The 26,138-nt window shown below is 72.3% G+C and carries 25 protein-coding genes; 9 read left to right on the forward strand and 16 right to left on the reverse strand.

Annotation, left to right across the window (positions count from 1 at the left end):
• Positions 1 to 21: 21 nt before the first annotated feature.
• From hisG to hisS, 3 genes are read right to left on the reverse strand one after another with little or no spacing between them, the layout of a single operon-like run.
• Positions 22 to 729 carry an ATP phosphoribosyltransferase gene (gene hisG, locus DLJ49_RS11870; protein WP_115393770.1) on the reverse strand — a complete coding sequence of 236 codons (708 nt, stop codon included), beginning with the start codon at positions 727 to 729 and terminating at the stop codon, positions 22 to 24.
• A complete protein-coding gene (locus tag DLJ49_RS11875; protein WP_115393771.1) occupies positions 726 to 1,835 on the reverse strand; it encodes an ATP phosphoribosyltransferase regulatory subunit in 1,110 nt (369 codons plus the stop codon). The genes hisG and DLJ49_RS11875 overlap by 4 nt, the downstream gene beginning before the upstream one ends.
• Positions 1,835 to 3,418: a histidine--tRNA ligase gene (gene hisS, locus DLJ49_RS11880; RefSeq protein ID WP_115393772.1), complete on the reverse strand. Its 1,584-nt coding sequence runs from the start codon at positions 3,416 to 3,418 to the stop codon at positions 1,835 to 1,837. The genes DLJ49_RS11875 and hisS overlap by 1 nt, the downstream gene beginning before the upstream one ends.
• A 96-nt stretch (positions 3,419 to 3,514) precedes the next feature.
• Between hisS and DLJ49_RS11885 the strand changes: the two genes are divergently transcribed.
• Together DLJ49_RS11885 and DLJ49_RS11890 are read left to right on the forward strand one after the other, a co-directional pair.
• Positions 3,515 to 3,712 carry a SlyX family protein gene (locus DLJ49_RS11885; RefSeq protein ID WP_115393773.1) on the forward strand — a complete coding sequence of 66 codons (198 nt, stop codon included), beginning with the start codon at positions 3,515 to 3,517 and terminating at the stop codon, positions 3,710 to 3,712.
• Positions 3,713 to 3,870: 158 nt separating this feature from the next.
• Positions 3,871 to 5,658, forward strand: coding sequence for a serine protease (locus DLJ49_RS11890; protein ID WP_233488977.1), 1,788 nt, complete (start codon positions 3,871 to 3,873; stop codon positions 5,656 to 5,658).
• 187 nt (positions 5,659 to 5,845) lie between these two features.
• On the opposite strand, the gene DLJ49_RS11895 is transcribed toward DLJ49_RS11890, so the two are convergent.
• The 4 genes from DLJ49_RS11895 to DLJ49_RS22110 form a co-directional block, all read right to left on the reverse strand.
• Positions 5,846 to 7,294, reverse strand: coding sequence for a TrkH family potassium uptake protein (locus DLJ49_RS11895; RefSeq protein ID WP_115393774.1), 1,449 nt, complete (start codon positions 7,292 to 7,294; stop codon positions 5,846 to 5,848).
• Between the two features lie 187 nt (positions 7,295 to 7,481).
• Positions 7,482 to 8,567, reverse strand: a complete 1,086-nt coding sequence (gene folE2, locus DLJ49_RS11900) for a GTP cyclohydrolase FolE2 (protein WP_115393775.1) — start codon at positions 8,565 to 8,567, stop codon at positions 7,482 to 7,484.
• A gap of 121 nt (positions 8,568 to 8,688) precedes the next feature.
• Positions 8,689 to 9,429, reverse strand: a complete 741-nt coding sequence (locus DLJ49_RS11905; RefSeq protein ID WP_115393776.1) for a glutamine amidotransferase — start codon at positions 9,427 to 9,429, stop codon at positions 8,689 to 8,691.
• Between the two features lie 55 nt (positions 9,430 to 9,484).
• Positions 9,485 to 9,997 carry a GNAT family N-acetyltransferase gene (locus DLJ49_RS22110; protein WP_199533362.1) on the reverse strand — a complete coding sequence of 171 codons (513 nt, stop codon included), beginning with the start codon at positions 9,995 to 9,997 and terminating at the stop codon, positions 9,485 to 9,487.
• Between the two features lie 292 nt (positions 9,998 to 10,289).
• Here DLJ49_RS22110 and DLJ49_RS11915 point away from each other — a divergent pair, with 292 nt between their 5' ends.
• Together DLJ49_RS11915 and DLJ49_RS11920 are read left to right on the forward strand one after the other, a co-directional pair.
• Positions 10,290 to 10,778 carry an RNA pyrophosphohydrolase gene (locus DLJ49_RS11915; protein ID WP_115393778.1) on the forward strand — a complete coding sequence of 163 codons (489 nt, stop codon included), beginning with the start codon at positions 10,290 to 10,292 and terminating at the stop codon, positions 10,776 to 10,778.
• Positions 10,779 to 11,168: 390 nt separating this feature from the next.
• Positions 11,169 to 14,186 (forward strand): error-prone DNA polymerase, encoded by a 3,018-nt coding sequence (locus DLJ49_RS11920; RefSeq protein WP_115393779.1) that lies wholly within the window; start codon positions 11,169 to 11,171, stop codon positions 14,184 to 14,186.
• Between the two features lie 112 nt (positions 14,187 to 14,298).
• On the opposite strand, the gene DLJ49_RS11925 is transcribed toward DLJ49_RS11920, so the two are convergent.
• Positions 14,299 to 15,174, reverse strand: coding sequence for a 3-hydroxybutyryl-CoA dehydrogenase (locus DLJ49_RS11925; protein ID WP_115393780.1), 876 nt, complete (start codon positions 15,172 to 15,174; stop codon positions 14,299 to 14,301).
• A gap of 165 nt (positions 15,175 to 15,339) precedes the next feature.
• Here DLJ49_RS11925 and DLJ49_RS11930 point away from each other — a divergent pair, with 165 nt between their 5' ends.
• Complete coding sequence (locus DLJ49_RS11930) at positions 15,340 to 16,176, forward strand: DUF6473 family protein (protein ID WP_115393781.1); 837 nt, start codon at positions 15,340 to 15,342, stop codon at positions 16,174 to 16,176.
• A 48-nt stretch (positions 16,177 to 16,224) separates the two neighbouring features.
• On the opposite strand, the gene DLJ49_RS11935 is transcribed toward DLJ49_RS11930, so the two are convergent.
• On the reverse strand, positions 16,225 to 16,806 hold the full coding sequence (locus DLJ49_RS11935; protein WP_115393782.1) for a YqgE/AlgH family protein: 582 nt from the start codon (positions 16,804 to 16,806) through the stop codon (positions 16,225 to 16,227).
• A 198-nt stretch (positions 16,807 to 17,004) separates the two neighbouring features.
• On the opposite strand from DLJ49_RS11935, the gene DLJ49_RS11940 reads away from it, so the two are divergent.
• A complete protein-coding gene (locus DLJ49_RS11940; RefSeq protein WP_233488979.1) occupies positions 17,005 to 17,778 on the forward strand; it encodes a protein-disulfide reductase DsbD domain-containing protein in 774 nt (257 codons plus the stop codon).
• Between the two features lie 4 nt (positions 17,779 to 17,782).
• On the opposite strand, the gene ubiA is transcribed toward DLJ49_RS11940, so the two are convergent.
• A complete protein-coding gene (ubiA, locus tag DLJ49_RS11945) occupies positions 17,783 to 18,739 on the reverse strand; it encodes a 4-hydroxybenzoate octaprenyltransferase (RefSeq protein WP_115393784.1) in 957 nt (318 codons plus the stop codon).
• 26 nt (positions 18,740 to 18,765) lie between these two features.
• Between ubiA and DLJ49_RS11950 the strand changes: the two genes are divergently transcribed.
• The 3 genes from DLJ49_RS11950 to DLJ49_RS11960 are packed head-to-tail and all read left to right on the forward strand — an operon-like array spanning position 18,766 to position 21,439.
• Positions 18,766 to 19,482: a 16S rRNA (uracil(1498)-N(3))-methyltransferase gene (locus tag DLJ49_RS11950; RefSeq protein WP_115393785.1), complete on the forward strand. Its 717-nt coding sequence runs from the start codon at positions 18,766 to 18,768 to the stop codon at positions 19,480 to 19,482.
• Positions 19,479 to 20,009: a hypothetical protein gene (locus tag DLJ49_RS11955; RefSeq protein ID WP_115393786.1), complete on the forward strand. Its 531-nt coding sequence runs from the start codon at positions 19,479 to 19,481 to the stop codon at positions 20,007 to 20,009. Before DLJ49_RS11950 ends, DLJ49_RS11955 begins: the two co-directional genes overlap by 4 nt.
• A 59-nt stretch (positions 20,010 to 20,068) precedes the next feature.
• Positions 20,069 to 21,439: a glutamate--cysteine ligase gene (locus DLJ49_RS11960; protein ID WP_115393787.1), complete on the forward strand. Its 1,371-nt coding sequence runs from the start codon at positions 20,069 to 20,071 to the stop codon at positions 21,437 to 21,439.
• Here DLJ49_RS11960 and DLJ49_RS11965 read toward each other — a convergent pair.
• From DLJ49_RS11965 to DLJ49_RS11990, 6 genes are read right to left on the reverse strand one after another with little or no spacing between them, the layout of a single operon-like run.
• Positions 21,433 to 21,732, reverse strand: coding sequence for a hypothetical protein (locus DLJ49_RS11965; protein ID WP_233488980.1), 300 nt, complete (start codon positions 21,730 to 21,732; stop codon positions 21,433 to 21,435). The two genes, DLJ49_RS11960 and DLJ49_RS11965, sit on opposite strands and share 7 nt — an antisense overlap.
• Positions 21,729 to 22,346 carry a glycerol-3-phosphate 1-O-acyltransferase PlsY gene (gene plsY / locus DLJ49_RS11970; RefSeq protein ID WP_115393788.1) on the reverse strand — a complete coding sequence of 206 codons (618 nt, stop codon included), beginning with the start codon at positions 22,344 to 22,346 and terminating at the stop codon, positions 21,729 to 21,731. The genes DLJ49_RS11965 and plsY overlap by 4 nt, the downstream gene beginning before the upstream one ends.
• Positions 22,347 to 22,401: 55 nt before the next feature.
• Positions 22,402 to 23,679, reverse strand: a complete 1,278-nt coding sequence (gene pyrC, locus DLJ49_RS11975; protein ID WP_115393789.1) for a dihydroorotase — start codon at positions 23,677 to 23,679, stop codon at positions 22,402 to 22,404.
• The gene (locus DLJ49_RS11980) at positions 23,676 to 24,260 is read right to left on the reverse strand and encodes a hypothetical protein (protein ID WP_115393790.1); all 585 of its coding nucleotides are present in this window, start codon (positions 24,258 to 24,260) and stop codon (positions 23,676 to 23,678) included. The genes pyrC and DLJ49_RS11980 overlap by 4 nt, the downstream gene beginning before the upstream one ends.
• Positions 24,257 to 25,147, reverse strand: coding sequence for a hypothetical protein (locus DLJ49_RS22455; RefSeq protein WP_233488982.1), 891 nt, complete (start codon positions 25,145 to 25,147; stop codon positions 24,257 to 24,259). The genes DLJ49_RS11980 and DLJ49_RS22455 overlap by 4 nt, the downstream gene beginning before the upstream one ends.
• Positions 25,140 to 26,096: an aspartate carbamoyltransferase catalytic subunit gene (locus DLJ49_RS11990; protein ID WP_115393791.1), complete on the reverse strand. Its 957-nt coding sequence runs from the start codon at positions 26,094 to 26,096 to the stop codon at positions 25,140 to 25,142. Before DLJ49_RS11990 ends, DLJ49_RS22455 begins: the two co-directional genes overlap by 8 nt.
• Positions 26,097 to 26,138: the final 42 nt, after the last annotated feature.

The following is a 26,138-nucleotide window of genomic DNA, read 5'->3' on the forward strand; positions in this document are numbered from 1 at the left end:
TGCATGGGCGGCGCGGCCCGGTCAGTCGCCGCCCGGCTCGACCCCGATGCGCCGGGCCAGCGCCGCGATGGCCGCCCGCGCGCCGGCCGACCACTCGGCCCCGCGCGCGCGAAACAGCGTCGCCTCGCTGCGCAGGATCGGCGGTGTCGAGAGCGGGCGCAGATGGTTGGCGCGCAGCGTCTCGCCAGACGAGGTGATGTCTGCGATGGCCTCGGCGGTGCCGTTGGCCACGGTTCCCTCGGTCGCCCCCTGCGAATCGACCAGCGCGTAATCGGCCACGCCTTCGGCGCGCAGGTAGTCCCGGACGAGCCGATGATATTTGGTGGCGATGCGCAGGCGGTGGCCGTGGGCGGCGCGGAAGGCGGCGGCGGCGGCGTCGAGATCGCCCGGCGTCTCGACGTCGACCCACGCCCTTGGCACCGCGAGCACGAGATCGGCATGGCCGAAGCCGAGGGGCGCGAGCTCTTGCACCACCCGCTCCCAGCCGGGAATTTGCTCGCGCACGAGGTCCGTCCCCGTGACGCCGAGGTGGATGCGCCCCGCCGCCAGCTCGCGCGGGATCTCGCCCGCCGAAAGCAGCAAGAGCCGCACATCCTCCACCCCCGAGACATGGCCGGCATATTCGCGCTCGTCGCCGGTGCGGGCGATCTCCACCCCGCGCGCGGCGAACCAGTCGAAGGTCTTTTCCATCAGCCGGCCCTTCGAGGGCACGCCGAGCCGCAGCATCAGGCCCCTCCCCCCAGCTCGAGCACCAGCGCGGGGCGGATCACGCCGCCGACCGCGGGGATCTCGCGGCCCGCGCCGAGCTGGCGGGTCAGCGCGTCGTAGCGCCCCCCCGTGGCGACCGGCGGCAGCCCGCCACGCTCGGCCACGAAGCCGAAGACGAACCCGTCGTAGTATTCCAGGGTCGTGCGGCCGTAACTCGCCTCGAAGGCGACCGCCTCGAGGTCGACTCCGGCCGCGTCGAGCGCGTCGAGCCGGGCCGACAGCCGCGCGAGCGCCGGCTCGAGCGCGGGCAGGTCCACGGCGAGGTCATGCAGCCGCGACAGCGCGTCGTGCGGCGTCGCGCGGACGCCCAGAAGGTCGTCGATCAGCGCCAGGTCCCGCGTGGGCAGCGGCGGCTCTGCGGCGTCGGTGGCGAGCGCGGCGAGGCGGGCCGCGATCTCGGCGCGCGCGCGGCGGCCGATCACCGGGCCGGCCGCGTCGATCACCGCGTCCGCGCCCTGCGCGGCGACCGCGTCAAGCAGCGCCTGGCGGGCCGGCGGGGGGGCACGGCGCCCGGCGAACCGCTCCAGCAGGTCGCGGAAACGGTGCGGCCGCCACAGGTGCCGCATCAGCGCCGCCTTGCGCGGCTCCGAGAGAGGCAGGCCCGACACGGCGGCGGCGAGCAGGCCAATATCGCCCATCGCCGCCTTCAGCCGCAGGGGCGCGAGCGCCCCCGCGATGGCGCAGAACACCTCGGCGTCGCGGGCAGCCGGATCGTCGCGGTCGAACACTTCGAGGCCCACCTGGATGTATTCGGCCGGGCGGCCGGGCTCGGGGCTCTCCTGCCGGCGAAAGACCTCGCCGGCATAGGTGTAGCGCGCGGGCTCGGCCCCGCTCTCCATGTGCATCTGCACCACGGGCACGGTGAAGTCGGGCCTGAGCATCCGCTCGCCGCGCACCGGGTCGGCGGTGACGTAGGCGCGGGCGCGGATATCCTCGCCGTAAAGGTCGAGCAGCGTCTCGGCGGGCTGCAGGATGTCGGCCTCGATGGCCTGCGCGCCGCCCACCGCCTCGGAGAGCACCGCCTGCAGGCGTGCCGCCTCGGCCCGGATCGCGGCCTTGGACGGCATCAGCCCACCTGCCCCTCCAGCAGCCTGCGCACCTCGGCCACGAGAGCGCCGCGCGGCACCTCGCGCTGGGCGGGCTGGCTCTTCCATTCCTCGAGGCTGGCATCGGCGGCGATCTTCGCACCCAGCACCAGGTCCTTCAGCTGCACGACGCCGCGGGCCGCCTCGTCCTCGCCCTGGATCACGGCGACAGGGCTTTCGCGCTTGTCGGCATACTTGAGCTGGTTGCCGAAGTTCTTCGGATTGCCGAGATACGCCTCGGCCCGGATGCCGGCGGCGCGCAGCTCGCGCACCATCGCCTGGTAGTCGGCCATGCGCGCGCGGTCCATCACCGTCACCACCACGGGGCCCGCCGCGCGCCGGCCGACGCGGCCCGTCTCGCGCAGCGCCGCCAGCAGCCGGTCCACCCCGATCGAGACGCCCGTCGCCGGCACCGCCTGCCCGGTGAACCGCTTCACCAGGTCATCATAGCGCCCGCCGCCCGCGACCGAGCCGAACTGCCGAGGCCGGCCGTCCTCGCCCGCGATCTCGAAGGTCAGCTCGGCCTCGAAGACGGGGCCGGTGTAATAGCCGAGGCCCCGCACCACGGAGGGCTCGATCACCGCCCGGTCGGTGCCGTAGCCCTGCGTATCGAGCAGGGCCGCGATCTGCTCCAGCTCGTCGACGCCCTGCCGGCCGGTCTCCGATGCGCCCACGAGATCGCGCAGGCGGGCCAGCACCACGTCCTGCGGGGTTGCTCCCCTCTCCATCGTGGCGCTGCCGGGATAGTCGGTGGCGTCGTCGGTCAGCAGATCGACCGCGCCCGCCTGCGTGCCGGCCATGCCACCCGCGCCCATGAAGGCCATCACCACGTCGGCCTGCGCGCCCGAGAGCCCCGCGCCCTTGGTGAAGTCGCCCGACTCGTCGCGCCGCCCCTCGCCAAGCAGGGCGCGCACGCCGTCCGGCCCCAGCCGGTCGAGCTTGTCGATGGCGCGCAGCACGATCCCGCGCTCGTGCGCCCACTTCTCCGGGTCGGCGGGGTCGAGCACGCCGGCCGCCTCCATCACCCCGTTCAGCACCTTGCGGTTGTTCACCCGGCAGATGTAGTCGCCGCGCGGGATGCCCACGGCCTCGAGCACGTCGGCCAGCATCGCCACGATCTCGGCATCGGCGGCGACCGAGGCCGCGCCGACTGTATCGGCGTCGCACTGGTAGAACTGGCGGTAGCGCCCCGGCCCGGGCTTCTCGTTGCGCCAGACCGGGCCCATGGCGTAGCGGCGGTAGGGCGTGGGCAGCTCCTGCCGGAACTGCGCCGCCACCCGCGCCAGAGGCGCCGTCAGGTCGTAACGCAAGGCCAGCCAGCCCGACTCGGGCTCGTCCCAGGCGAAGACGCCGGCATGGGGGCGGTCGACGTCGGGCAGGTACTTGCCCAGCGCCTCGAGCGTCTCGACCGCGCTCGTCTCGAGCGGATCGAAGCCGTAGAGGTGATAGACATCGGCGATCTGCGCGAGCATGCGGTTGCGCTCGGCCAGATCGGCGCCGAAATAGTCCCGGAAGCCCTTGGGCGTCTCCGCCTTGGGCCGCCGCTGCTTCTTGTCCTTGGCCATGGTGCCCTCGCGCGCCCGCGCCCGTCCGTGCCTTGCGGCGACCTCGGCGCCGGATAGCCCAAGGGGGAGAGGGCCGCAACAGCATGGGATGGAGAGATGGACGACACCCGCGTGGAAGAAGAGATCGCCCACCTGCGCCGCACCTGCGACGACCTCTCCGAGATGGTCGCCCGGCAGGAGCGCGACATCGCCCGCCTCTCGGCCCGGGTGGCCCTGCTGATGGAGCGCGCGGCCGCACAGGAAGAGGAGGGCACGGGCGGCGCCGTCTTTGCTGAAAAGCCGCCGCACTGGTAGGGGGCGAGGCCGTCCGCCGGCGACAGCCCGGCGCAAGGCGTAGCTTCCCCGCCACTTTCGCCGATTTCCGCGGCTTGTGAGGTGCAGAGCGCCCGAGCTTTGCTATCGTCCGCCGCCGAACGCGGGCCCACTCGCCCGCCCTGTCAGGATGGTTGCCCGTGCCCCGTATCCTTGCCCTCGTCGTCGCCATGGCCGTCGCCGGCGCCGCTGCCCTGCACCCCGCCTCCGCCCGCGCGCAGCAGAGCGCCTGGGTGCAGGTCGAGGCGGCGCGCACGCTGTCCGAGGCGCAGGCCCGCGCGCAGACCTATGGTCAGCGCTTCGACAACGTCGCGGGCTTCCGCCTCGGCTCGGGCTGGTATGCCATCGCCCTCGGCCCGTTCGAGCCACCGCTCGCCCGGGCCGAGCTCGTGGCGCTGCGCAACGCCGGGCAGATCCCCCCCGACAGCTACATCTCCGACGGCGCGAGTTACGGCCAGCGCTTCTGGCCGGTGGGCGCGGGTGCCCTCGCCCCGCCGGCGACCGCTCGCACCGCGCCGGAGGAACCCGCCGCCGCGCCCGAGGCGGAGGTGGCCCAGCCGGCCGAGCCGGAATACGTGCCGGACGAGACGCCCGACGAGGCCCGCCGCAATGAACTCCTCCTTTCGGGCGAGGAACGGCGAGAGGTTCAGGAGGCGCTGCAATGGTTCGGCCACTACTCCGCCGGGATCGACGGCGCCTTCGGCCGCGGCACCCGCGCCGGGATGGCGGAGTGGCAGCAGGCGCAGGGCTACCCCGTCACCGGCGTGCTCACGACCGCCCAGCGCGCCGAGCTGATCGCCGCCTGGCGCGCGCCCTTCGACGCGCTCGGCCTCGCGCCGGTGCGCAGCGCCGAGGCCGGGATCGAGATGGTGATGCCGACGGCCCGCGTCGCCTATGCCCGCACCGAGGCGCCCTTCGTCCACTACGACGCGACCGACGGCTCGGGGATGCGGGTGCTGCTCATCAGCCAGGCCGGCGACGAGGCCACGCTCTTCGGCCTCTACGACATCATGCAGACGCTCGCGATCGTGCCGGCCGAGGGGCCGCGCGAGCGCAGCGCACGCGCCTTCACCATCCGTGGCACCTCGCCCGGCCTCGACAGCCACACCGAGGCGCGGCTCGAGGGCGGCGCGATCAAGGGCTTCACCTTCGTCTGGAGCGATGGAGAGCCGCGCGTGATCGAGGCGGTGATCGACCGGATGCAGGAGAGCTTCACCCGCCTGCCCGCCGTCCTGCCCGACGCCGCGCGCGCGGGCGATGCGCGCGAGCCCTCGGTCGACCTGCTCGCCGGGCTCGAGCTGCGCCGCCCGGAGCGCACGCGCACGGGCTTCTTCGTCGATGCGGGCGGCGCGGTCCTGACCACGGACGAGGCCGTCGCGGGCTGCTCCCGCGTCACTCTGGGCGGCGAGACGGAGGCGCGCGTCGCCGCCCGGGACGCCGGGCTGGGCCTCGCCCTGCTGCGCCCCGACACTGCGCTCGCCCCCCGCGCGGTGGCCGCCTTCCGCTCCGCGGCACCGCGCATCCGGGCCGAGGTGGCGGTGGCCGGCTTCTCTTACGGCGACGCCCTGTCGCTGCCGCTTCTGACCTACGGCACGCTCGCCGACACGCGGGGCCTCGGCGGCGAGGAAAGCCTCGCTCGCCTCGACCTCGCCGCCCTGCCAGGCGACGCGGGCGGCCCCGTGTTCGACAGCGCCGGCGGCGTCGTCGGCGCGCTCGCAGCCGACACGGAAGGGGCCGCGGGCGGGGCCACGGATGCGCGCCGGTTGCCCGAAGGCGTCGCCTTCGCCGTCGACGTGCCCGCGATCGTCGCGTTCCTCTCCGATGCCGGTCTCGCGGCCCGCGCCGCCGAGAGCGAGGCGCCGCGCGACCCCGAAGCACTCGCCGACCTCGCGGCCGACATGGCCGTCCAGGTGAACTGCTGGGATTGACCCGCCCCGCCCAGCCGCCGCGCGGGCGGCGACCGCCGGAATCGCGTATTTGGAACAGAAAGAAGCGCAGGGCATGCGCGCTTCTCCGGTCCCTGGGAGACGGGCGCGACCCGGGTTTCTTTCTGTTCGAAATACGCATGATCCCGGCAGCCCCGTCCGACCAGGCGCCGATCGGGCGCGCGGCGGCTCAGTCACGCCAGAAATTGGCCGTGAAGAGAACGAAGACCACGAGGAGTTCGAGCCGCCCCACCAGCATCGCCCCCGACATCAGCCACTTGGCCGCGTCGTTCAGGCCCGCGTAGTTGCCCGCGGGCCCGATATGGTCGCCGAGACCGGGGCCGATATTGGCCAGCGTCGCCGCCGCGCCCGAGACCGATGTCGTGAAGTCGAGCCCGGTCATGCCGAGCGCAACCGACAGCAGCCCCAGCGAGACGATGAAGAAGACGAAGAAGGCGGTGACCGAGTTCAGCACGTCCGCGGGCACGGGCCGCCCGGCGTAATGCGGCGCGAACACGCCGCGCGGCGAGTGGATCGAGCGGATCTGCGCGGTGATCGAGGCGAACAGGAGCTGGTAGCGGAACACCTTGATCGAGCAGGAGGTCGAGCCGGCGCAGCCCCCGACAAGCCCGATGAAGAAGAACAGCGTCACCGCGAAGGCGCCCCAGAGCTGGTAGTCGGTCGAGGCATAGCCCGTGCCCGAGATGATGGAGGTGACGTTGAACAGCGCCTCGCGGAAGCTCGGCTCGAGCGCCCGCCCGTCGCCCGCCACCTGGAACAGCGCGAGCGCCACCACGAGAATGCCGATCGTGGCGAGGTAGGCGTGGATCTGGCTGTCGACGAGAAGCGGCCGCGCCGTGCCCGCAAGCACCTGGATATAGCGCACGAAGGGCAGGCTCGCGAGCAGCATGACCACCACGGCGACATATTCCGCCGCGCCGCGGAACGCGCCGAACGAGGCGTCGCGGGTCGAGAAGCCGCCCGTCGAGATGGAGGTGAGCGCGTGCACAAGCGCGTCGAACGCGCCCATGCCGACCCCGACGAAGCCGAGGAAGGCCGCCAGCGTCAGCCCGACATAGATCCAGAAGATGCGCGCGGCGATCTCGGCGGCACGGGGCAGGATCTTGCCCAGCGTGTCGAACGCCTCGGAGCGGAAGATCTGCATGCCGCCGACGCGCAGCTCGGGGAGGAACACCATCGCCACGATGATGATTCCGATGCCGCCGAACCACTGCAGCAGGCCGCGCCACAGCAGCAGCCCCTCGGGCAGGTCGTCCAGGCCGGTGAAGACGGTGGCGCCCGTGGTCGTCAGCCCCGACATCGCCTCGAAGACGGCATCGACGAACCGCGCCTCGGTCGCCCCGATCACGAAGGGCAGCGCGCCGAAGAGCGGCAGGGCGAGCCAGACGAGGGACGTCAGCACGAAGGTCTGGCGCAGCGTCAGCCCCTCGGTCATGGCGTTTGCGCAGGCCAGCGCGAGGAAGCCACCCACGACCATCGTGACCAGCGCGCTCTCGGCAAAGGCGGGCCAGTGGCCGTTGCCGGCGAAGATGTCCATCGCCATGGGCACCAGCATCGACGCCCCGAGAACGGCGACGAGCAGGCCGATCACGTATCCGATAGGGCGCAGGTCGAGCATGGCGCGGAGCGTTGGGCCGGCCCGGCGGGGCTGTCAAGCGTGCCGGCCACGGGCCGGCCCTCGCGATGGGCGGCCACCGCCCCGCCTCACTCGCGGGCGGCCGTCACCTCGGCCGCCGGCCTCGCCGCTGCCCTTGCCGGCGCGGTGCCCGCGCAAGGGTCGACGACACCGAAGCGCGTGCCGGGTGTCAGCCTCGGTGGATCAGGCTGCCGAAGAGATGCGGCTCGACGCTCGCGCCGGCGAAGGTATCGCCTTCGGTCAGCACGCTTACCGCGTCGTGGCTGTGCAGGCTCTCCTGATGGCTGGCCACGACCCGGAAATCGCCCACTCGCACATCGGCCATCAACGCCTCTGCGAAGAGGCGCGCGGCGTCCTCGACGAAGATGGGGTTGGCCGCGTTGAGCTCGGCGAAGGCCTGCTCGTCCTCGCGCTTGACCATCACCTGGGTCTCGGTGGGCACGGCGCCGCGGCACAGCTCCACCGCGTCCTCCACCGCCATCGGGAAGGCGTCGGGGTCGAGCGCCATCGACAACCGCGCGACCGAGCGCTGCGAGTGGGGCGTGGCGAGCTGCCCGCGCTCGCGGCGCGCGTGCTCCGACAATTCCAGCGAGCAGGGGCAGGTCGAGGAATAGACATAGTCGAGATGCAGCGCGCGCAGGCGGGTGCCCTCCTGCTCGGCCACTTCCCACGCCACGTCGTAATACTGCCAGCCCGTGAGACCCGAGCGCAGGGCCGCCACCTCGAGCGGAACGGACGCGCGCAGCATCAGGCGGGCGTCGAGGCTGCCGAGATCGCGCTTGTAGGCGTCGAGCACGGCCTCGGCCACGTCCGGGCCCGTGCGCCCCCCGGTCTCGGCCTCGGCGTAGAATGAGCGCATGATGCGGGACATGTTGATGCCCTTCTTCTCGGCCTCGAGGCTGACCGAGCCGGTGACCGAGGTGTCGAGCATCACGCTGCCGCCGTCGCCGCGGGCGAAGGCAAGCGGCAGCCGGAAGTTGGAAATGCCGACATGCTGGATGCGCCGCCGCGCGCCCTTGATCAGGCTTTCGGGGCCGTTCTGCAGGTCGGGCAGGGTTGCGCGGTAGGCCTCGTCGGCAACGAAGCCTGCATCGTAGCGGCGCGACATCGCGGGATAGGCCACGCTTTCCATGCCCAGCGCCGCGCGCTCCTCCGCCGTGGCGGCGCCGGCCCAGGCGCGCAGCGTCTCGAGCGCGCGGGCGGCCTCCTCGCGGGTCGGAGTGTCGGCAGTGATGTCGGAGGCGTGGATGTTCATCGGCAAGTCCCTCTGCTCGAGGCTGGTCCAGACGTGGGCTCTCCGGCCCGGAGCCGCAACATGGCTCCCGCAACGGCAGTGTCCAGAGCCGGGGGCGCTCACGGGAGCGTGAAGGAACGATTCACCCTGTTCTGTAACGCCGCACGAAGTTCGCGAGCACGCGCGGGGCGAGGGCGGTATTGGCCCCCGCCACGGCGAGAGCCAGCGCTTCCGCCTCCTCGGGCGCGAAGTAGCCGCGATGCTTGTAGATCTCGATCCGCCGGGCGAAGATCTGCGCATCCGCCTCGGGGTGGAACTGCGTGGCGTAGACGTTTCGCCCTGCGCGGATCATCTGCACCGGGCAGGCCGCGCCCTCGACAAGCAGTGCGGCGCCGCGCGGCACCTCCTGCGCCGCCTCCTTGTGGCCCACGAGCACGTCGAAACGGTCGGGCATCCCCTCGAGCAACGGGTCCGCCGCGCCCTCGGCGGTCAGCCGCACGGGCGCGGCACAGACCGGTTCGGAATAGCGCGCCTTCGATACCTCCGCGCCGAGATGGTCGGCCAGCAGGCCCATGCCGTAGCAGCAGCCGAGAAACGGCACGTCGCCCCCGACGATCCGCGGCATCAGCGAGCGGCAGGCGGCCTCGCACCGCGCCTCCTCCGGCGTCTTGTCCTCCGGCGCATCCGAGATGCAGCCCGGCCCGCCGCCCACGATCACCCCCGCGTAGCCGGCAGGGTCCAGCCCCTCGGGCAGCGGCTCGGCGTCGAGGCGGATGCGGTGCGTTTCAGCCTCGCTCAGCCCGCCCTTGTCGAGGAAGGCCGCGTATTCGTCGTCGGCCGCCTCGCGTTCGGGGCGCAACTGCAGGATCAGGAAGCGCGTCATCGCCTGCGCTCCTGCCGCCGGGGCACCGCGCCGTCCATGCGGCGATGCGCGCGGCTCATCCCGCGCCGACCTCGCGCACGAGGTAGCGCACCACCTTGTCCGGCCCGAAAGCGCCGCGCCCGATCTCGCGAAAGCCGAGCGCGGCGTGGAAGGCATCCGAGGCCGGGTTGGGCGGCACCGCGTTCACCTCGCAGGCAACGCGCCCGCGCCCCGTGATGCGGGCGTGGTCGATCACGGCCCCGTAGAGGGCGCGCGCCACGCCGCGACCGCGCAACGCCTCCGATACCACCACCCGGTCGACATAGACGAACCGGTCGAGCCGGGCGCGAAACCACGCGAAATTCGAACTGTCGTAGTCGGCCCGCTCGTCGAAGGCGATGAGGAAGGCCGCCCCGTCGGCCCGTGCCGGGGCGAGGCAGGCAGCGGCGAGCATCGCCTCCAGACGGGCGGCATCCAGCCGCGACGTCTCGACCTCGTGCCGGGCGTTGAGCGCGAGGACGGCCTCGCGCCGTGCCGGCCCCGCCGAGCGCAGATCGACGAGCTCCGGCCTGCCGTCGCGCGCCGTCACGATGCCGGCACCCCGGCGGGCCGGCAGGACGGGACCGCGAGCGCCGCCAAAGCCGGCGCGACCCGCCCCGTGCCGGGCTTGGCAGCGGCGGGCGATCCAAGGAACCGGAAGAGGGCGACCATCGGCATGCGCATACTGTGGGAAACGTCGGCCGCCGGATACCGCGAGACGGAGGGCAACGCCATGGCAGAAGCCCGCGGCTCGACGCCCGACCACCGCGCGCGCGCCCCGACGGTTCAGGCTCGCGCGCTTTCCCCTTGAACGCGGCGCCCCGGCCCGGTCTAGTCGCGGCATGTCCGCCGACCCATCCGCCCTGCCCTATCGCCCCTGCGTGGGCGTCATGCTCGCCAACCCCGCCGGCCATGTCTTCGTCGGCCAGCGCCTCGATTCCGACGAGCCGGCATGGCAGATGCCCCAGGGCGGGATCGACAGGGGCGAGACGCCGCGAGAGGCCGCCCTGCGGGAGCTGCGCGAGGAGACGGGCGTGACCGAGGATCTCGTGCGCGTGCTCGCCGAGACCGAAGGGTGGCTGCGCTACGACCTGCCCGAGCACCTTCTGGGCCGCGTCGGGGGCGGGAAGTATCGCGGGCAAGAGCAGAAATGGCTGCTGCTGCGCTTTCTCGGGCGCGACGACCAGGTGGAGATCGCGACCGACCACCCCGAGTTCTCCCGGTGGCGCTGGCTGCCGCCCGAGGCGCTTGCCGCCCACATCGTCGCCTTCAAGCGGCCCGTCTACGAGGCGGTTCTGGCCGAGTTCGCGCCACTCCTCCGCGCGGCCTGAGCGCCCCTGTTCGAGCGGCAGCGCGCGGCCGGGGCCTTCCGCCCCCATGACCGCCGCACGCGCGCCGGGTGCAAGGGGCGATGGCCCGTGGCGAGGGCTTCTGCGCGAGAGCCTTCGGCGCCCCTGACCGCCGGCGCCCGCGCGACACGAGGCCGGCTCGATCGAAATCCTGCAGCAGGGGATACGCGGCCCGATGGGAATCGCCCGCCCCCCTGTCGGGCGTGGCCCCGCGCGCTCCGCTCGTGGCGGGTGGATCGGCCGTTCGCCCCCGCAGCGGCCCCGCGCCTCGCGCCCCAAGCCCCAGGCCCCAGGCCCTCACGGGAAGACTCGAAAAAGAACAAAACATGAATATTCTTGTCGCCGACCCGCCCGATTCCCCCGGAGGCGCCGATGCCCTTCGCCGAACTGTCGGCCACGTCCAATTTCACCTTCCTCACCGGCGCCTCCCATCCAGAGGACTATGCCGAGCGCGCCGCGCTGGCCGGGCTGGAGGCCATCGCCATCGCCGATGAAAACTCCGTCGCCGGCATCGTCCGCGCCCATACCCGTCTCAAGGAGATCGCCCGCGTGGTGGCCGAGCGCGCCGCGCAGGAGGCGCGCGAGGGCGAGATCGGCCCGCCCCGGCCCGCGGGCGCCCCCCGCGCGCCGGGGCCCGACATCCGCAACGTCCCGGCCCTCTTGCCGGCCGCCCGCCTGCGCCTGTCCGACGGGTTCACGGTGACGGCCCTGCCGCGCGACCGCGCCGCCTGGGGCCGGCTCTGCCGGTTGATCTCGCGCGGGCGGCTGCGGGCGGCGAAGGGGGAGTGTCTGCTCCACCTCGACGACCTGATCGAATGGGGTGACGGGATGGAGCTGCTGCTCCACCCGCCGGGAAAGGACAGCCCGCCCCACCTGGCCGCCGGGCCACGGGGACAGGCGGCGCCGCGCGGCGCGGGCGACTGGGCGCCACAGGCGCGCCGGCTATCGCGCCGCTTCCCCGGCGCCTGCGCGCTCGTGCTCGCGCCGAGCTACGATGGGCGCGACGCCGAGCGGTTCGACCGGCTCGCCGCCATGGCACGCGACCTCGACCTGCCGACGGTCGCCTCCGCCGCGCCCCGCATGCACCACGGCCGCCAGCGTCGCCTCGCCGACGTGCTGACGGCGATCCGCGAGGGCCGTCGCGTCGAGGAACTCGGCCGCACCGCGCTGGCCAACGGCGAGCAGCGCCTGCGCTCGGAGCGCGAACTGCGCCGCCTGCTCGGCCCCCACGCGGCGGCGGTAGGCCGCGCCGCCGAGATCGCCCGCCGCTGCACCTTCCGGCTGGAGAGCCTGCGCTACGAGTACCCCTCCGAGATCGTGGGCGAGGAAACCGCCGAGTCCCGCCTCGCCCGCCTCGCCCGCGAGGGCCTCGCGTGGCGCTACCCCTCCGGCGCCCCCGAGCGGGTGCAGCGCCTCATGGAGCACGAGCTCGCCCTCATCGGCAAGCTCGGCTACGCCCCCTATTTCCTCACCGTGCACGACATCGTGGCCTTCGCCCGCTCGCGCAACATCCTCTGCCAGGGCCGCGGCTCGGCCGCCAATTCGGTGGTCTGCTACTGCCTCGGCGTGACCTCCGTATCGCCCGAGATCGGCACGATGGTGTTCGAGCGGTTCGTCTCCGAGGCCAGGGGCGAGCCCCCCGACATCGACGTCGACTTCGAGCACGACCGCCGCGAGGAGGTGATCCAGCACATCTACGCCCGTTACGGCCGCCACCGGGCCGGCCTCTGCGCCACCGTCATCCACTACCGCGGCAAGCGCGCCGTCCGCGAGGTGGGCCGCGCCATGGGCCTGACGGAAGATACCGTCGCCGCCCTCTCCAGCCAGATCTGGGGCTTCGGCTCGGTCGCCGGCATCGAGGAGAGCCGCCTGCGCGAGATCGGTCTCGACCCGGCCGATACGCGCCTGCGCCAGACCATCGAGCTGATCGCCCGGATCCAGGGCTTCCCCCGGCACCTCTCGCAGCACGTCGGCGGCTTCGTCGTCACCGAGGGCCGGCTCGACGAGCTGGTGCCGGTCGAGAACGCCACGATGGAGGACCGCACCGTCATCCCGTGGGACAAGGACGACATCGATTCCCTCGGCATCCTCAAGGTCGACATCCTCGCCCTCGGCATGCTCTCGGTCATCCGCCGCGCCTTCGACCTCTGCGCCCGGCATCACCGGCGCGACCTGACGCTCGCCACCCTGCCGCCCGAAGACCCCGCCACCTACGACATGCTCTGCGACGCCGACAGCCTCGGCGTTTTCCAGGTCGAGAGCCGCGCGCAGATGAACTTCCTGCCACGGATGCGCCCGCGCACCTTCTACGATCTCGTCATCCAGGTCGCGATCATCCGCCCGGGCCCCATACAGGGCGACATGGTCCACCCCTACCTGCGGCGGCGCAACGGCGAGGAGGCGGTGACATTCCCCTCCGACGCGCTCGGCCAGGTGCTGCGCAAGACGCTCGGCGTGCCGCTCTTCCAGGAACAGGCGATGCAGATCGCCATCACCGGCGCGGGCTTCACCCCAGACGAGGCCGACCGCCTGCGCCGGGCGCTGGCCACCTTCAAGAAGCACGGCAACGTCTCGGAGCTGCGCGACCGTTTCCTCGCCGGCATGAAGCGCAACGGCTACGACGACGCCTTCGCCGCGCGCTGTTTCTCCCAGATCGAAGGCTTCGGCTCCTACGGCTTCCCCGAAAGCCACGCGGCGTCCTTCGCGCTGCTGGTCTACGCCTCGGCCTGGCTCAAGCGGCACTATCCCGGCATCTACGCCTGCGCACTGCTCAACTCGCAGCCCATGGGCTTCTACGCGCCGGCCCAGATCGTGCGCGACGCGAAGGCCCACGGCGTCGAGGTGCGCCCCGTCTCGATCACCGACAGCTTCTGGGACTGCACGATGGAGCCCGCGCCAGAGAGCGCCGGCGGCCTCGCCCTGCGCCTCGGCTTCCGCCAGATCACCGGGCTGCGCGAAGACGAGGCGCACTGGATCGCCGCCGCCCGCGGCAACGGCTACCGCACGGTCGACGACGTCTGGCGCCGCGCCGGCACGCCCCCCGCGCTTCTGGAAAAGCTGGCCGAGGCCGACGCCTTCGCCCCCCTCGGCCTGTCGCGCCGCGACGCGCTCTGGGCCGCGAAGGCGCTGCGCGCGCCCGCGCCCCTGCCGCTCTTCGCCGGCGACATCGACGGCGAGGGCATCGCCGAACCCGCAGCCTGCCTGCCCGCGATGACGGAAGGGGAGCAGGTGGTGGAAGACTACGCCGCCCTCCGCCTGACGCTGCGCACCCATCCCGTCGCGCTCCTGCGCCCCTTCCTCACGCCCGGGGCGCCATCCCGGCCGCCGCGCCGATCCCCCCCGGCGGACCGGGGCGCCGCCCCGGACCCCGGAGTATTTTCACCAAGATGATGGGAGAGACGCGCGCCAGCGAGCGGCCGCGCCCCACCCGACCTGCTGCATCATCTTGGCCGAAATACTCCGGGGGGTCCGGGGGGCTGGCCCCCCGGGCCGGCGGGGGCGGTCAGCGCGTCGGCACGGGCTCGTCGCCGCTGTAGTCGTAGAATCCGCGACCGGTCTTGCGGCCGAGCCAGCCGGCCTCGACGTATTTCGTCAGCAGCGGGCAGGGGCGGTACTTGGTATCGGCCAGACCGTCGTGCAGCACGTTCATGATGGCGAGGCAGGTATCGAGGCCGATGAAATCGGCCAGCTCCAGCGGGCCCATCGGGTGGTTGGTGCCGAGCTTCATCGCGCGGTCGATGCTGCGCACGTTCCCGACGCCCTCGTAGAGGGTGTAGACCGCCTCGTTGATCATCGGCATCAGGATACGGTTGACGATGAAGGCGGGAAAGTCCTCCGACGTGGCCGAGGTCTTGCCGAGCCGCTCGACGACGCCCTCGAGCGTGCGGAACGTTTCCTCGTCGGTGGCGATGCCGCGGATCAGCTCGACGAGCTGCATGACCGGCACCGGGTTCATGAAGTGCAGCCCCATGAATTTCTCCGGCCGGTCGGTGCGCGAGGCGAGCCGGGTGATCGAGATCGACGAGGTATTGGAGGTGAGAATCGTGTGCGGGCGCAGGTGCGGCCCGAGATCCTCGAAGATCGCCTGCTTGATCGTCTCGCGCTCGGACGCCGCTTCGACCACGAGGTCGGTCGGCCCGACATCGCGCAGGTCGAGCGTGGTTCGGATACGCCGGAGCGCCGCGTCGCGGTCGGCCTCGGAGATCCTGCCGCGCTTGACCTGACGGTCGAGGTTGCCGCGAATCGACTCCATGGCGCGGGTCAGCACGAAATCCTCGATATCCTGCAGCACCAAGTCGTAGCCTGCGAGCGCGAAGACATGCGCGATGCCGCTGCCCATCTGGCCCGCGCCGACGATACCGACCTTCTCGATGCCCATAGCCGTGTCCTTTCCCGTTCGCGCGCGAGCCTAGAGAGACCCGCAGCACCCTCCACGCGGCGCGTGGGCGCAGGCGCGGCCCGGGTCAAGACAATTCGACCGTTAGCCAGCGGTAAACCCCTGCGGGTCACTCTGGCTTCGGGTGAGTGGAATGAGAGGTTGGGGATGGCTTTCGAGCATCCGGGGGGCGGTGCCCTCGACTATCGCACATGTCGCTACGGCACGTCGCGGCTGATGTTCCGCGGGCCGAAGGCGCGGCTCTCGCCGCCCTACACCCTGTTCATCGGCGGCACCGAGACGTTCGGCCGCTTCGTGCCACGGCCCTTCCCGGCGCTGCTGGCCGACCAGCTGGGACTGGCGGCGGTGAACATGGGCGTGATCAATGCCGGAATCGACGCCTTCGCCGGCGATGACACGGTGCTCGACGCCGCGCGCCGGGCCGAGACGGTGGTCGTCCAGATCGTGGGCGCGCACAATCTGTCCAATCCGTTCTATACCGTCCATCCGCGCCGCAACGACCGGTTTCTCGGCGTGACCCCGGCGCTGCGCCAGCTCTACCCCGAGATGGACTTCACCGAGTTCGCCTTTACCCGCCACCTCCTGACCGAGCTGGAGCAACGGCGGCCGGAGCGGTTCGGTGAGGTCGTCGCCGCGCTTCAGAGCCGGTGGTCGGCGCAGATGGAGCTGCTGATGAGCGCCGCGGGCAACCGCGTCGTGCTGCTCTGGGTGAGCGAGGCGGCGCCGCCGGAGGAGACGACGAGCATCGCGGAGGGGCACGACCCGCTCTTCGTCGACATGGCGATGATGACACGGCTCGCGGTGCGCGCGCGGCAGTTCGTGCGGGTGATCCCGAGCCGCGCCGCGCTGGAGGCAGGCACGCGCGGCATGGTGTTTACCGAGTTTGAGAGCCACATCGCCGAGGCCACGTTCGGCCCCGCGGTGCATGTCGAGGTCGCCGAGGCGCTGACCCCGGTGCTGCGCGGGTTGAGCGCGGCGGCATGAGGGGGCCGCCAGGCGCCCCGCCGCCGGGGGCGCCCTGCCTGCGGACGGTCAGGCCCGGCCTGCAGAGGCCGAGAGCGTGAGAGGGTCGATCCCGAGCGAGCCGAGCGCCCGCTCCCATTTCGACGATGCGGGCGTGTCGAACACGATCTCCGACGACGCCTGCGCCGTGAGCCACGCGTTGCGCGCGATTTCGCCCTCGAGCTGGCCCGGCCCCCAGCCGGCATAGCCCAGTGCCATGAGCGTCCGCGCCGGCCCGCGTCCTTGCGCGATATCTTCGAGGATGTCGAGCGTCGCGGTCATGCCGAACTCGGCGCCAACCTGCAGCGTCGCCTCGCTCTCGGTGTATTCCGCCGAGTGCAGGACGAAGCCGCGCCCGTGCTCTACCGGCCCGCCCATGTGAACCGGCACGCCGGTCACGACGGCCGAGGGCGTAATGTCGAGTTGCGAGAGCAGTTCGTCGAAGGTGAGGTCGGCCACGGGATGGTTGACGACAAGGCCCATCGCCCCTTCGGCGGAATGCGCGCACAGGAAGATCACCGACCGGTCGAAGCGCGGATCGGCCATGCCGGGCATGGCGATCAGGAGCTGGCCGGTCAGGTCGATCTCGGGGTCGTCGGGGGTGGCGTCCATGGCAGAAGGATGGGGTCTGCCCGCGCCAAGGGCAAGGGCCGACGCGGGCGATGGCAGCGCCGCAGGCGATGGCACGCGCTTGTGACGCCGGCCTGCATTCCCTTGGTGCCGCGGATCGTCTAGCACTTGCGCATGGCGTGCCGCGTTGCCCTTGTCCGACCGATTGCCGCCGCCCTCGTGGCGGCGTTCGGCGCCGCCTTGGCGCTGCCGGATCGGGCCCCGGCGCAGGAGGCCGACGCGATGCCCGCCGAGGTCGTGCGCGCCGAGGTGCTGCCGGGCTGGCAGACGCCCGATGGCACGCGGATGGCGGCGTTGCGCCTCACTCTGGCTCCCGGGTGGAAGACCTACTGGCGTTCTCCGGGTGACGCGGGGATACCGCCGGCCTTCGACTGGGCGGGCTCGCGCAATCTCGCCGCCGTCACCTTCCACTGGCCTGCACCGGACGTGTTCAACGATTACGGGATCCGCACCATCGGCTACGCCGACCAGCTCGTGCTGCCGATGGAACTGCGGCCCGAGCGGCCGGGCGCGCCGATCCGCATCGCCGGCGAGATGGAGCTGGGCGTCTGCGAGACAGTCTGCATCCCCGCCGAGCTGACATTTGCGGCCGTGATCGAGGGCGCCGGCGCGATGGATCCGGCGATCCGCGACGCGCTCGCCGCGCGGCCCATGCCGGCGGTCGACGCCGGCGTCGAGGCGGTGGCTTGCACCTTCACTCCCATCGCCGACGGGGTACGCCTCGACGCGCGGATCGACATGCCGCGCGTGGGCGGCGCCGAGGTGGCGCTGGTCGAGGCGGGCGACCCGGGCATCTGGGTGTCGGAGCCGCAGGTCGCGCGGAGCGGGGGGGCGTTGCACGTGCGGGCCGATCTCGTGCCGCCGCCGGGCGTGCCCTTGCTCCTCGACCGGTCGGATCTGCGCTTCACCGTTCTCGGCAGCAGCCGCGCGGTCGACATCCGCGGCTGCGAGTGAAGGCTCAGACGAGCAGCGCCAGCGCCAGACCCGCCACGAGGATCAGCCCTGCGTCACGATTGGAGCGGAACAGGCGCAGGCAGGTCTCGCCGTCGTCGATGTCGAGCCGGGCGAGTTGCCACGCCATGTGCCAGCCCATCCCCCAGACCCCTGCCAGGGCAAGGACGAGCGACAGAGGGTTGGCCGAGGGCGCCACGGCGAGGATCGTGCCGAGCGTCAGCAGCAGCACCGTCGCCACGAGGAAGGCGCGCAGCCAGCGCGGGCTGTTCTCGCCGAAGAGGCGCGCGGTCGACTTCACGCCGATCAGCGCGTCGTCTTCTGCGTCCTGGTGGGCGTAGATGGTGTCGTAGAACAGCGTCCACGCGATGCCGCCCACGTAGAGCAAGACCGGCGCCCACGAGAGCGAGCCGGCCGCCGCCGCCCAGGCCAGCAGCGCCCCCCAGTTGAAGGCCAGCCCGAGAAAGATCTGCGGCCACCAGGTAAAGCGCTTGGCGAAGGGGTAGATGGCCACGAGGGCGAGCGAGCCGATGCCGAGTGCGATGGCGAGCGGGTGGAAGGTGACCAGGATGAAGAACGCCACGATCGACTGCGCACAGGCCCAGAGGAAGGTCTGTCGCGGCGTCACGGCGCCCGAGGGCAGCGGCCGCGAGCGGGTGCGCGCCACACCGCCGTCGATGTCGCGGTCGCTCAGGTCGTTCCAGGTGCAGCCGGCGCCCCGCATCAGGATCGCCCCGATGCCGCAGCCCAGGATGATCCAGGCGTGGTGCCATTGCCAGCCATGGGCGTTGGCGGCGGCCAGCACGCCCCACCAGCAGGGCAGCAGCAAGAGCCACGTTCCGATGGGCCGGTCGGCGCGGGACAGACGCAGGTAGGGCCGTGCCCAATCGGGCGCGCGGGTGTCCACCCAGTTGCCGCGATAGGCGTCGGCCACGGTGTCTGGCGTCTCGGTGCGTTGGGTCATAGGTTCCCGCCGTCGGGAGGTGCGCGATGGGTCAGGTCCGCCTGTATCTAGACCGGGAGCTCGGGGAGGGGCAAACGATCTCCCTTGCGCGCGAGCAGGCGCATTACCTCTTCGCCGTGATGCGGATGGGGCCGGGCGACGCGCTCGAGGTGTTCGACGGCCGCACTGGCGCCTGGGCGGCTGAGGTGGCCGCGGCCGGCAAGAAGGGCGGCACGCTGGCGGTGGGCGCGCGCACCGCGCCGCTGCGCCGCCCGCCCGATCTCTGGCTGATGTTCGCCCCCATCAAGAAGAGCCGCACCGACTTCATCGTGGAAAAGGCGGCAGAGCTCGGCGCCGCCCGCATCTGCCCCGTCCAGACCGATTTCACCAATGCCGAGCGGGTGCGGCGCGACCGGCTGCAGGCCCATGCCGTCGAGGCCGCCGAGCAATGCGGCGGCACTTTCGTGCCCGAGGTGGCCGGCCTCGCCCGCCTGTCCGACGTGCTGGCGGGCTGGCCCGCGGAGCGCCGCCTGATGTTCTGCGACGAGGCGCTGGCCGGCCCCGCCTCGGCCCTGCCCGACGAGGCCGGCCCCTGGGCCATCCTGATCGGCCCCGAGGGTGGCTTTTCCGAGGCCGAGCGCGCCCGGCTCGCCGCCCTGCCCCAGGCGCACGCTGTCTCGCTCGGCCCGCGCATCCTGCGTGCCGATACCGCCGCCGTCGCCGCCATGACCCTCTGGCAGGACCGGCTGGGAGACTGGCGGTGAGCTTTGTCCGCCCCGAGGCCGTCGCGGCCCTAACCCGCTGGCGCGAGGTGGCCATCGCGCTGGCCGCCGCCGCCTTCGGCGTCTGGGTGGCCGCGCGCGGCGGGTATTTCTATGCGGTCCTTGGCGGCGTTATCCTCGTCTTCGCCCTCGGCTTCGCGCTGTCGGCATGGCGGCGCCTGCGCTTCGCCCCCGGCGCCGACGCGCCCGGCATGGTCGAGATCGACGAAGGCGCCATCGCCTATTTCGGACCCGAGACGGGCGGCGTGGTCGCCCTTTCGGAACTCGACGAGGTGCAGGCCACCGCCCACCCGTCCGGCCTCGCCTGGCGCCTTCACCAGTCCGACGGCACCGTGCTGACCATCCCCGCCGCCGCAAGCGGCGCCGACCAGCTCTTCGACGTGTTCGGTGCGCTGCCCGGCGCCTCGACGCGCCCCTTCCTGGCCGCAGTGGAGCATCCGCCCGCCGGCACCCTCCGCCTCTGGCGTCGGCGCGGTGGCGCACACGAGCCCCGCTTGCCGCGGCCTTGACACCTGCCCCCGCCCGACGCAGGTAGCCGGCCGGAAGTCAGGGCAGCCCGGAGCGCACGATGTCCATCCCCCAGACGGGCGGCGGCCCCATCGAGCGCCCCGAACAGCTGGCCGAATACCTCGCCGCCGGCTGCAAGCCGAAAGAGGCGTGGCGCATCGGCACCGAGCACGAGAAGTTCGGCTACTGCAAGGACACTCTCAAGCCGCTCCCCTACGACGGCCCCCGCTCGGTGAAAGCGGTGCTGGAGGGTCTGCAGGGCCGTTTCGGCTGGGCGCCGATCCGCGAGGGCGACAACATCATCGGGCTTGAAAAGGACGGCGCCAACGTCAGCCTCGAGCCCGGCGGGCAGCTCGAACTCTCCGGCGCCCCGCTCCGGTCGATCCACGAGACCTGCGACGAGGTCAACGCCCACCTGCGCGAGGTGAAATCGGTCGCCGACGAGATCGGCGTCGGCTTCATCGGTCTCGGCGCCGCGCCCACCTGGCGCCACGAGGACATGCCCCGCATGCCCAAGGGCCGCTACAAGCTGATGACCGAGTACATGGGCCGGGTCGGCACCCACGGCACGCAGATGATGTACCGCACCTGTACGGTGCAGGTGAATCTCGACTTCGCCTCCGAGGCCGACATGGTGCAGAAGCTGCGCGTGGCGCTGGCGCTGCAGCCCGTCGCCACGGCGCTCTTCGCCAATTCGCCGTTCTTCGAGGGCCGGCCCAACGGCCACAAGTCGTGGCGCTCGCGCATCTGGCGCGATCTCGACCCCGACCGCACCGGCATGCTGCCCTTCGTCTTCGACGAGGGCTTCGGCTTCGAGGCGTGGGCCGACTATGCGCTCGACGTGCCGATGTACTTCGTCTACCGCGACGGCCGCTATATCGACGCGCTCGGCCAGTCCTTCCGCGATTTCCTGCGCGGAGAGCTGCCCGCCCTGCCCGGCGAGGTGCCCACCCTGTCGGACTGGGCTGATCACCTGACGACGATCTTCCCCGAGGCCCGGATCAAGAAGTACATCGAGATGCGCGGCGCCGACGGCGGCCCGTGGCGCCGCCTCTGCGCACTGCCGGCCTTCTGGGTGGGCCTGACCTACGACCAGAGCGCGCTCGATGCCGCGTGGGACCTCGTCAAGGGCTGGGACGCGGAGATGCGCGAGGGCCTGCGCGTCGCCGCCTCTGTCGATGCGCTGCAGGGCGAGGCGGGGGGCCTCAAGCTGCGCGACCTCGCCCGCGAGGCGCTGACCATCGCCGAGGCGGGGTTGAAGGCCCGGTCCATGCCGGGCGCCGGGGGCCTGATCCCCGACGAAACCCACTTTCTCAATGCCCTGCAGGAGAGCGTCGAGACCGGCCAGGTGCCCGCCGACGAGCTGCTCGCCCGCTACCATGGCGACTGGGGCGGCCGCCTCGACCCCATATTCGCGGAATACGCCTACTGAGCCGCGCCGCGCCGTGGTATCGTCCCGCCCTCGACGGCGAGGCCGAGCACGAAGGAGCGCACGTCAGCCGCCGGCATCTCGCAGGGGTAGAGGCGCGCACCGCCCCTCAGGCGATAGAGGTTCATCGAGACGTATCCACGCCGGCCCGCCGCCTCCGCCACGAGCTTCTCGGCCCGGCCGCCCGCGAGCGTGCTGCGCACCGCCACCCAGCGCCGCCCCTCGTAGCGGACGCCGAACAGGCCCATGGGCAACCGATCGAAGGCGGCGAGGAACTCGGCGCCCGCCAGGCTCACGTCTCGCCTGTCTTCTGCCCGATCCTGGGCTCCGTCCCTGCCGCGAGCCGCCGCAGGTTGCCCCGGTGCGTGACGAACACCAGCGCGGCGAGCGCGAGGCTCAGGATCACCGCCTCGGGCCGGCCGAACGCGAGCGCCCAGAGCGGCGCCGCCGCCGCCGCCGCCAGCGCCGAGAGCGACGAGTAGCGAAACAGCGCCGCCACGGCGAGCCACGTGCCGCAGGCCGCGACTCCCACCGGCCAGGCGAGCGCCAGCAGCGTCCCGAGGAATGTCGCCACCCCCTTGCCGCCGCGGAAGCCGAGGAAGACGGGAAAGAGATGCCCGAAGAACACCGCGAGCCCCGCGACCTGCGCCGCGTCCTCGCCGATCAGCGCCCGCCCGATCAGCACCGCCGCGCCGCCCTTGCCCGCGTCGCCCAGCAGGGTGAGGGCCGCGGCCAGCCGGTTGCCCGTGCGCAGGACGTTGGTCGCCCCGATATTGCCCGAACCGATCCGGCGCAGGTCTCCGAGGCGGAAGAGCTTCGCCATCACGATGCCGAAGGGCACCGAGCCGAGCAGATAGCCCAGGGCCGCCGCCCCGAGCAGCAACCATTCGGGGCTCGCGATCACCGGCATTTCGTGGCTCCCGGCTTCTTCTTGCTCGAAATATCCCCGCCGGAGGCAAGAAATCTCATGGCACCGCCCCGTGCACCAGCGCGCCGCCGACCCAGGTCGCGCGCACCCGCCCCTCCATCCGCGCGCCGTCGAAGGGCGTGTTCTTCGACTTCGAGGCCAGCGTCGCCCGGTCGAGCACGAACGGCGCATCGGGGTCGAACAGCACGAGATCGGCCGGCGCCCCCACCGCCAGCCGCCCGCCCGGCAGGCCGAGCCGGCGCGCGGGATTGAGCGACAGCGCCCGCCAGAGCTGCGGCAACGTCAGCGCCCCCGAGTGGAAGAGACGCATCGCCGCCGGCAGCAACGTCTCGAGCCCCACGGCGCCCGAGGCCGCCGCCTCGAACGGCAGGCGCTTGCTCTCCTCGTCCTGCGGCGTGTGCATCGACGAGATCACGTCGATCAGGCCGGCGCCCACGGCCTGGACCGCCGCCACCCGGTCATCTTCGGAGCGCAGCGGCGGCTTGACCTTGAAGAAGGTCCGATAGTCGCCGATGTCGAGCGCGTTCAGCGTCAGGTGGTGGATCGAGGTGCCTGCGGTCACGTCGTGCCCGTTGCGCCTGGCCCGCTCCAGCGCCGGCAGGGCGCGTGCCGTGGTGATCTGGTCGGCGTGGTAGCGCACCCCCGTCATCTCGACGAGCGCGATGTCGCGGTCGAGCGCCATGCGCTCGGCCATCGGCGAAACGGCGGGCAGGCCCTTGAGCGAGGCGAACTTGCCGGACGTCGCCACCGCCCCGCGCGACAGCCCCGGTTCCTGGCAATGGGCGACGACCAGCGCGCCGAGGCCCTTGGCATAGGTCATCGCGCGCGACAGCACGCGCGTATCCTCCACCACCCGATCGCCGTCGGAAAAGGCCACCGCGCCCGCGTCGAGCAGGAACGACAGCTCGGTCATCTCGCGGCCCTCGCGGCCCTTGGTCAGCGCGGCCATCGGCGCGATCCGCACGACGCATTCCTCCTCGGCGCGGCGGCGGACGAACTCGAGCACCTCCGGCGTGTCGATGGCGGGCAGCGTGTCGGGGCGTGTCACGATGGTGGTGACACCGCCCCGCGCGGCGGCCCGGCCGGCCGAGGCAAAGCTCTCCTTGTGGCGCTCGCCCGGCTCGCCCACCTTCACGCCGACATCGACGAGTCCGGGCGCCAGACACAGGCCCCCGCAATCGGTCGCGCCGGGCGGCGGGGCGCCGTCACGCGCGACGGCCGCGATGCGGCCGTCGCTGCCGATCGAGAGGTGGCCCGGCCGGTCGGCACCTGCCTCGGGGTCGATCAGGCGCAGGTTGGTCAGGTGCAGGGTCACGCCGCCCCCCGCGATCCGCCGCCGTCGCCCTCGGGGTCGGGGTCGCCACGCTCCGCCGCCTGGATCTGGCGCATCAGCCGGAAGGTCTCGCGCGGGTCGTCCAGCCCCAGGAAGCCGATCTCCTGCACCATCGTGCCGCCCTTGCGCGAGCGTGTCCGCCGCCGCTCGAAGATGACACCCCCGCCGCGTCCGTCGCGCAACTCCAGAGGGGTGGCCGCGGTGATCGGGTAGCTCTTGAGGCTGCGGATGCCGAAGAAGTCGGTCGCGATGAAGGCGCGCCGGTCGGTCAGCGTGTAGAACATCGCCCGGCTGCGCAGGCGCGGCCATGCCAGATGCCCCCCCAGCACCGTGACCGCGACGAGAACGAACAGCAGCAGGAACGGGCCGCCCCCGTCGTCGGCCCCCGACAGGACGAGACTCAGCGGCACCCCGCCGAAGATCGCCGCCCAGACGATGAAGAACAGCGTCACCAGCGAGAAGCGGAAGCGCGGCGAGGGCTGGCCGCGCCATATGATCCGCTCGCCGGGGTCGAGCAGCCCCTCCCAGCCCGGCGGCGCGGCCTCTCCTTCCCCGTCGCTCATGTGCCTACCCCCGCCGCTGCGGCGATCCGGTCGCGCACGCGCTCGCCCTCGGCCATGTATTTCAGCAGCATCTTGTCGCCGCCCCGCGTGATCACCTGCACCGCAGAGCCCAGCTTGCGCACCTGCGCCACCTGACTCAGCGGCACGGAGCGCTCGTGCGTGCCGTCGGCTGCGACGGCGCGGATCGCGGCCGGCGTCAGCTCCCACCTGCGGGAGAGTTCCTCCGAGGCGAGATACCAGCCGCGCACCGCCACGGCGAGCAGCGCGGCCACAGCGCCGACCCAGAACTCGGCGTTGCCCAGCGCCCAGAGCACGGCCGTCGCACCCACCATGCCAAGCGCGGCGAGCCACAGATGGTCGCGGATGTAGCGGTCGCGATCGGGGCGGAAGACCGCGCGCGCGTCGCCATGCTCGGGCGCCTCCTCCTCCTCATCCGGGTCCGGCGCGGGCGTGCCCGTGCGCGGCCGGGCGCTCTCGTAGTCGCCGACATCGGCCACCGGGATCGACGCGGAGGGCTCGGCATAGACGCCGAGCAGGCGCAGGGGCGGGCGCGGGCTCAACTCCACCGGGGCGTCGAAGGCGGCCGAGCGGATCACCGCGATCAGGCCGGTCTCGGCATCGAGGCGGTCGCGCTCGTCGGCGAGCTGCGCCTCGCTGATGCCGTGACCGGCCGAGAGCAGCCCCGACAGGCCGATCTCGTCCATCTCGCCCGCACGGAACACCTGCACGTCGGCCGGGTCGAGCCGGTCGATGCCGAGGGCGCGGGGCAGTTGCCACTCTGCCTGATCGGGGTCGCGCCAGAGCCAGTCTTCGCCCGGGGCAACGTCGACGGCGAAGACGCGCACGAGGCCGCGCTCGCCTTTCCGTACCTGCATCCGGTCACGCATGCGCCCGCTCCTCCGCGCGCCCGGCGCGCAGGTTGCGCGCGAGCAGGTCCATCGCCGCCATCCGCACGGCGACGCCCATCTCGACCTGTTCCTGGATCACCGAGCGATTGATGTCGTCGGCCAGCAGGCCGTCGATCTCGACCCCGCGGTTCATGGGCCCCGGATGCATCACGATGGCGTCGGGCGCGGCATGGGCCAGCGTCTCGGCATCCAGCCCGAAACGCCAGTAATATTCCCGCTCGGACGGGATGAAGCCGCCGTCCATCCGCTCCTTCTGCAGGCGCAGCATCATCACCACGTCGGCGCCCTTCAGGCCCTCTTCCATGTCGTCGGTGACCTCCACGCCCCACTCCGCCGCGCCCGCGGGGATCAGCGTGGGCGGACCGATCAGGCGCACCCGGCTCTCCATCTTGCCCAGGAGCAGGATGTTGGAGCGGGCGACGCGCGAATGGGCGATGTCGCCGCAGATCGCCACGGTCAAACGGTGCAGCCGCCCCTTCGCGCGCCTTATCGTCAGCGCGTCGAGCAGCGCCTGCGTGGGGTGTTCATGCCGCCCGTCGCCCGCGTTCAGAACCGCGCAGGTCACCTTCTGCGCCAGCAGGTCCACCGCGCCCGATTGCGGGTGACGCACCACGAGCAGGTCGGGGTGCATGGCGTTGAGCGTCATTGCGGTGTCGATCAGCGTCTCGCCCTTCTTCAGCGAGCTGGTGCGCGCCTCCATGTTCATCACGTCGGCACCCAACCGCTTGCCGGCCAGCTCGAAGCTCGCCTGCGTGCGGGTGGACGCCTCGAAGAACATGTTGATCTGGGTGAGCCCGTCGAGCGCCTGCCCGTGCTTCTCGGGCGCGCGGTTGAGGGCGACGTAATCCTCCGCCAGGTCGAGCACCGCGGCGATCTCCACCGGGTGGAGCGGCTCGATGCCCAGAAGATGCGTCTGCGTGAAGGTCATGCCGCGCCCCTGACAGCCGCCTTGGGGATACGCGCGAACTTG

The organism is Rhodovulum sp. 12E13, assembly GCF_003340565.1.
GTDB lineage: Bacteria > Pseudomonadota > Alphaproteobacteria > Rhodobacterales > Rhodobacteraceae > HLUCCA09.